The sequence below is a fragment of the Hydrocoleum sp. CS-953 genome (genome assembly GCF_002260545.1).
GTDB lineage: Bacteria > Cyanobacteriota > Cyanobacteriia > Cyanobacteriales > Microcoleaceae > Trichodesmium.
This window is the reverse complement of record NZ_LGSU01001108.1, coordinates 1-6,866: the sequence shown is the minus strand read 5'-3', so window position 1 is coordinate 6,866 and position 6,866 is coordinate 1. Positions and strand designations below refer to the sequence as shown.

Annotated in this window: 6 protein-coding genes; 1 reads left to right on the top strand and 5 read right to left on the bottom strand. The window is 35.5% G+C overall.

Annotation, left to right across the window (positions count from 1 at the left end; translation table 11 throughout):
- The first annotated feature begins 122 nt into the window (after positions 1-122).
- Positions 123-839 (top strand): hypothetical protein, encoded by a 717-nt coding sequence (locus tag AFK68_RS16990; RefSeq protein WP_094673804.1) that lies wholly within the window; start codon positions 123-125, stop codon positions 837-839.
- Between the two features lie 636 nt (positions 840-1,475).
- On the opposite strand, the gene AFK68_RS16985 is transcribed toward AFK68_RS16990, so the two are convergent.
- The 5 genes from AFK68_RS16985 to AFK68_RS16970 form a co-directional block, all read right to left on the bottom strand.
- Positions 1,476-1,685: a hypothetical protein gene (locus tag AFK68_RS16985; RefSeq protein WP_210407460.1), complete on the bottom strand. Its 210-nt coding sequence runs from the start codon at positions 1,683-1,685 to the stop codon at positions 1,476-1,478.
- A gap of 32 nt (positions 1,686-1,717) precedes the next feature.
- Entirely contained in the window at positions 1,718-1,828 is a 111-nt protein-coding gene (locus tag AFK68_RS45535) for a hypothetical protein (RefSeq protein ID WP_371357429.1), read from the bottom strand.
- A 304-nt stretch (positions 1,829-2,132) separates the two neighbouring features.
- Positions 2,133-4,850, bottom strand: coding sequence for an ATP-dependent chaperone ClpB (clpB, locus tag AFK68_RS16980; protein ID WP_094673803.1), 2,718 nt, complete (start codon positions 4,848-4,850; stop codon positions 2,133-2,135).
- A 525-nt stretch (positions 4,851-5,375) separates the two neighbouring features.
- The gene (gloA, locus tag AFK68_RS16975; protein WP_094673325.1) at positions 5,376-5,804 is read right to left on the bottom strand and encodes a lactoylglutathione lyase; all 429 of its coding nucleotides are present in this window, start codon (positions 5,802-5,804) and stop codon (positions 5,376-5,378) included.
- A gap of 537 nt (positions 5,805-6,341) precedes the next feature.
- A complete protein-coding gene (locus AFK68_RS16970; RefSeq protein ID WP_094673802.1) occupies positions 6,342-6,791 on the bottom strand; it encodes a hypothetical protein in 450 nt (149 codons plus the stop codon).
- Positions 6,792-6,866 lie beyond the last annotated feature (75 nt).

The window sequence follows — 6,866 nt, the reverse complement described above, 5'->3', positions numbered from 1 at the left end:
TCTCTCTCTATTCCCTATTCCCTGACTTCTTTAAATAAGTCTAAGAAGAAAGTTGATAAGCAAAGTTAGTAAGCTAGTATTTTCATTTAAAAAATATGCTTAACCTATAAGTAGGAGTAATAATGATTAATAAAATACAACAAATTTTCAATCGCTCAAAAGTTTTTTTTGGTCAATCTAGACAAATTCAACGAGATAATCTAGCACTTCAGTTAATCAGTGATTTTTTGCCAGATAGTACAAACTATTTTCCGATCACAGGTTTTTCTGTTAATCCCCATACTCTAGCTTGTATATTAAATGATATACAAATCAACCAAAGAAAATACATGATTGAATTTGGTGGAGGTATATCAACAATCTCTTGTGCTAAATTTGCCAAACTGAATAATCTAAATTTTAAATTATTTACAGTAGAAAGTGATAGTAAATATTTGGATATCTTAGAAATAGCTCTTAGAAAAGAAAATCTTACTGACTTTGTTAAACTTATTTATGCACCATTAGAGCCTACCTCTTTAGCTTTGGAAAAAACTCCGTGGTATAGTGAAAAAATCCAAGATAAATTTAGTGATACTAAGTTTGATATTATATTTGTAGACGGCCCGAAAGCAGGAACTAAAAAGAATAGTCTTTCTCGCTTTCCAGCTTTACCCTTTTTAGTTAAAGAAAAATTATTAGCTGATAATTATGCTGTCTTTTTAGATGATTCTAACAGAAATGGCGAACAAATAGCTATGAAAAAGTGGCAAAAAGATTACAAACTTCGGTTTATTAATTTTAGCGATGTAACTTCAGTAGCTTTTAAAGGAAAACATTTTAATCCGCTGGTTTGGTGAAAGTTGTTGACTTTATGCTTTCTTCACATCAAACTATGAGTATGAAAAAATTACTACTTACTAATTAACTGCATCTTCTGTAAATTGTCTCTTAAAATGTTAATGGAAACCAATAACAATATTATGTTTTGGCACTCCTAAATTCACCTATTCTTCAGCAATATCTATTTCTGTTGTATTGTGCTGAATCACAATTTTCCCATTCCTGAAAGTCATTTACTTTTAGTAATAAAACAGAGAAAGATATGAGTATCTAAGAGTATTTTCATGGATTGGTAAACAGGTTAATAATTTCTTCAGCAAGAGGATCGTTAAAGTCATCTGGTACAACAAATTCATCTACAAATAAACCAATAGGATGAGATTGTTTTTGCTGTTAATTTGTAGGAATTGGTTTAACTTCAGCAATAGGTTTATCAGCGTGGGTAATGATTAATTTATTACCTTATTGAATCAGTTTAATAAACTCTGATAACTTTTGTTTAATGTCATCTATATTTAGGCTAATCATCGCATTATTTTTGGTTCATTATTGTGAAATTAACATCAAAATTAGTTAAGCAGATAATCATTATTTTTATTGAACCTTTTCGAGAAGGAATACTCAATCAGACCATACCTCTATAATTTGTGCATCTACTTTTCTTTGAATTGTTCTAATTTTTTTCTAATCACAATATCAACTTCTTCAACTTCTGCAATTGATTTCGGAATATCAAAAGTCTCAGTTGGAGCTTCAGAGGTAAAGCGATCAACAAATATATGAAATGCTGCTTTCTCATTAGGATGAGAAATAACATAAGCTCTAAGTTGGCTTTTATTCATGCTATTAAAATCTAGCTTCATTATAAGAATTTCCAAATACCATCGGGATATATTTATATCTCTATATTATCTCCTGCCAAGATGAATAAATTACCTGTTCGCTCGTCTAGACGAACCAGAAAAATAGGAGTGAATGTATTAGTTAAAGATTGACGGAGTATCACGCATCTGATGCTTTATTCAGCAGTTAGTAAGTTTGTTTACTTTATATTGTTATGTTGCTGTTAATTTCATGTTTAATTACTACTAACTTTTCGGACAGTAATACTATAGCAATCCTCCGCATATTCATGTCAAAAATCTTACTGCTTTTTAAGCAACAGGCAACAGGCAACAGGTGTGAATTTCAGCTTTTTTATTTACTTTTTGATTACCCGCAATCTATTTAGGATTGCTATAGCTGTAACTTTTATCTAAAAAAAATCATTTAATTATACTGGCGAGCTAGAAGCTCGCACTGTTATACAATTATTTTTTTACCAATTCTAGTTCCTCTTTTTTTCCAAATACCAAACTCCCATCTACACAATCAATTACTACAATATCTCCACCAATAAATTTATTCTCTAAAATCAAATTTGCTAGAGGATTTTCTAATTCTTTTTGAATCGCTCTTTTCAAAGGTCGCGCTCCATAAACCGGGTCATATCCAACTTCAGCAATGTGGTCTAATGTTGCAGCAGTTAACTTCAAACTAATTTTTTGTTCCCCTAATAATCGTTCAATTCTCTTCACTTGAATCTCCACAATTTGACGTAATTCACTCTTCCTTAAAGTGTGGAACAAGATAATTTCATCTACCCTATTTAAAAATTCTGGGCGGAAATGTTTTCTCAATCCTCCCATCACTCGCTTATACATTTCCTCATACTTAGAATCATCTCCTGCCACATCTAAAATATACTCACTACCAATATTACTCGTCATCACAATTACAGTATTACTAAAATCAACCAACCTACCTTGAGAATCTGTAATTCTACCATCATCTAATACTTGTAGTAATACGTTAAATACATCCGGGTGTGCCTTCTCGACTTCATCAAACAAAATTACAGAATAAGGATGTCGCCTTACTGCCTCCGATAACTGACCCCCTTGGTCATAACCTACATATCCGGGAGGCGCACCCACTAACCGAGAAACGGCGTGTTTCTCCATATATTCCGACATATCAATTCGGACTAAAGCATCATCCCGGTCAAACAAAAATCCTGCTAACGCCCGTGCTAACTCAGTTTTACCAACTCCAGTCGGACCCAAAAACATAAACGAACCAATAGGTCGCCCTGGGTCTTTCATTCCTGCTCTGGCTCTTCTAATAGCTGCTGCTACGGCTGATACAGCTTCTGACTGCCCAATTACTCTTTGATGTAGATGCTTTTCTAATTGCAGTAACTTCTGGCGTTCCGACTCCAATAAACGGTTTACTGGAATACCAGTCCACTTAGCAACAATTGTCGCAATATCCGCATCAGTCACTTGTTCTCGGAGGAGGGAAGAACCTTGAGCTTGGACTTTTAATAATTCTGCCTCTTTTGCTTCGCGATCGCGATGTACAGTTTCTAACTCCCCATATTTTAATTGAGCTGCCGTATTCAGATCATAAGCTCGTTCTGCTTGTTCTATTTGTACTTTTAATTTATCTTCTTCTGCTTTGAGGGAATTAATAGCATTCAACAACTCTTTTTCCCCAGACCATTTAGAGGCAAATTTTTCCTGCTTTTGTTTCAAAGTATTAATTTCATTAGTAATGCGTTGTAAAGTGGGAGATACTTTTACAGGTGGGGTAGCTTCAGCATTTTTATCTTTATTATTGCCTTGCAACTCTCCTTCAATAGAAAGTTTTTCCATCTCCAACTGCATTATCCGTCTGTCAATAGCTTCTAACTCCACTGGTTTGGAAGTAATTTCCATTTTTAATTGAGCAGCAGCTTCATCTACCAAGTCGATCGCCTTATCTGGTAAAAAGCGGTCTGAAATGTAACGGTTAGACAAAGTAGCAGCAGCAACCAAAGCAGCATCAGTAATTTTTACTCCGTGGTGAGTTTCATAACGGTCTTTCAACCCCCGCAAAATAGAAATAGTATCCTCAACACTAGGTTGACCAACCTCTACTTTTTGAAACCGACGTTCGAGGGCAGCATCTTTCTCTATATGTTTACGATATTCATCAATAGTTGTTGCACCAATACAACGAAGTTCCCCACGAGCAAGCATTGGTTTGAGCAAATTCCCTGCATCTACACCAGAACCAGTACCGCCCCCCGAACCTGCACCAACAACTGTATGTAACTCATCAATAAACAGAACTATTTGACCGTCCGAGTGGGTAACTTCCCGCAAAACCGATCTGAGACGTTCTTCAAATTCTCCTCTAAACTTTGCCCCTGCAATAAGACTACCCATATCCAGACTAATAAGTTGCCGTTCTTTCAGAGACTCCGGAACATCGCCATTCACAATACGTTGAGCTAAACCTTCAGCGATCGCCGTCTTACCCACCCCGGGTTCCCCAATAAGTACAGGATTATTTTTTGTTCGACGAGACAGACAACTAACCACCCGCCGAATTTCTTCATCTCTACCAATAACCGGGTCAAGTTTACCTGCTTTAGCTAACTCCGTCAGGTCGCGCCCATATTTTTCCAAAGCATCATAAGTAGCTTCTGGGTTTTGGTCTTCAACCTTGTTACTACCTCGAGCTGCTTTAATAGCTGCCTCTAGTTCTTCAAATTCAACTTGTGGAGTAGTTTGGGGGCGTTCAAAACCAGGGCGAGTTGGTAGTTGAGGAGTTCCACCACCAATAAGTTTATTACCCAGACGTTTATCTTGGTGAAAGGCGAGTAGGAGATGTTCAACAGCAATAAATTTATCTTCCCATTTTTCTCTAGCTTCATCAGCGAGGTCTAGAAAAATTTCCAGACCTTGCCCTAAGTAGAGATGTTCTATACTACCTATTTTAGGTTGGCGTTTAGCAAAAGTGTCTATTTGTTGCAGAAGGCGTTCCGGTTCTATACCAGAACGATTTAAAATTTTATTAGCTGTGCCTTGTTGTTCTAGGAGAGCAATAATTAAGTGTTCTACTTCTAGTTGTTGGTTTTGGTAGCGTCTAGCAACATCTTGGGATTTTACTATAGCATCCCAGGCTTGTTCTGTAAATTTGCTTGGGTCAGTTGGCTGCATGGATAATGGATAATTGATAATGGATAATTGATAATGGATAATTGATAATGACCTCGTTGATTAATTATTAATTGTCCATTGGTAATTAAATAAAATTATAGTTATATAGTAGCTTTTAACCTTGCTTTAGCTTAGTTTAACCTTGTATTTCTTAGAAAAGGAAGAAGTGAAGATATATTGTGGGTTTAACTCTAGACTGTATTTATCTACTCAATAAGTCTATAATTTTGCCAAATTATGACAAAGGTTCATAGATATTAGCCTGATATTTTTCCAGCCAAAATATTTACCACAAATTAATCCTCCCTGAGTTTTTCAGATTAAAGAAAGATAGCCAAAAACATCATTTATTTAGCTTTGAGTTAATTACTAATTATTTATTATCAAAATAATTGGGTAATTTACCCTACCTTTACCCTACCTTTTTGAGGGAAATGTTTTTGGAGGGTTGCTCACGCATCCCCCTTTACAAAAACAACTTTCTGACTTCCTTAACTTCTTCTCTTCTCCCTCTTCTGTAATTTTTTAATTAGCACTAGCTGCAACTTCTTTTTCTGAGCTACTACTGTGAGTGCTTAACTCAATTAGCTCTACTTTATATCCATTTGGGTCTTCCACAAAAGCAATAACTGTGGAACCATGTTTCATTGGCCCTGGTTCCCTAGTAACTTTGCCTCCTTGTGCTTTTATTTGTTCGCAAGTGCCATAAATATCATCAACTCCCAAAGCAATATGGCCATAAGCGTTGCCCAAATCGTATTTATCGGTACCCCAGTTATAGGTCAGTTCTAATACTGTATGGTCTGACTCATCGCCATAACCAACAAAGGCCAGAGTAAATTCCCCACCAGGATAGTCTTTCTGGCGTAGTAGTTTCATGCCGAGGACATCGCAGTAGAATTTGAGGGATTCTTCTAAGTTGTTGACTCGCAGCATGGTGTGTAATAGTCGCATGGTCTACTCCTTATTCCTTGACTAAATCTATACTCTTTATTTTGAGGCAATTTGGTCAATATGGGGAGTAGATGTTGTGTTACTTATTCTGCTTTTTTTCCTCTATAGCCTAATTTTCTATTTTTGCCAGATTTACTGTGTCAGATTTAATATAGCAATCCTCCGCATATTCGTGTCAAAAATCTTACTGCTTTTTAGGCAACAGCGGTGCGACCCCGCGTCGGCGATAGACGCAAGCGGTCAGACCCCGCGTCGCCGCCAGGCGCAAGGGAATGCTGACCAAGAGAGGGAACGCGCACCAAGAGAGGCACTATTGCTACAGCTCATCTGGTGGGACTTTCAGTTTTTTTATTTACTTTTTGATTTGTTACGACTTATTTAGGATTGCTATATTTGTTTTGTGGCAGCGATCGCTTTGTTTAAATCTGTTATAAATATAAGTTAATTAATTTTACTATTTTACTCAATTGCTATTTAACTCAACTTGACAATTAGTCAAATAGCAATCAATATTTTTATCGTTTTATTTCAAAAATTTTAGTGACTGATTTTTTCTAATCTAGACTTTTCTTGAGCTAAAGCATTCTCAATTTTTTGGATTCCTTCTAATGAGATTAATGACTTACATTGTTTGACTAAATTTTCCCATTTTAATAAGGTTTGAATTGAATTAGACTCTTCAATTTTTTTGACATAAAATTCTGACCAAAATTTAGGTACATACTTTTGCTTTCTAGTTTTTATTCGCTTGCGCCATTTAGCAAAATCAGCTTTTCTTGGTTCCTCTACTCCTAAAATTGGTGGCAGATCAGCATAACTGACAAATCTACTTTTACCTTTTCCTACAACATGAATTACATATCGCCAACAGCTTATTTTGTATATATTGTCTGATTTAATTCCTAAATGAAATGCTAGGGCCTCTCTAGTTACAAATCTATTCAATGGATGAGTACCAGTAGACTTATTTTCTATAGACTTTTTCATAAAATCTACCTTAAAGTTCAATATATTATTGTGGCCTAAGTTATTGATTTATTTGTTTATAGTTTTATTTTAAAT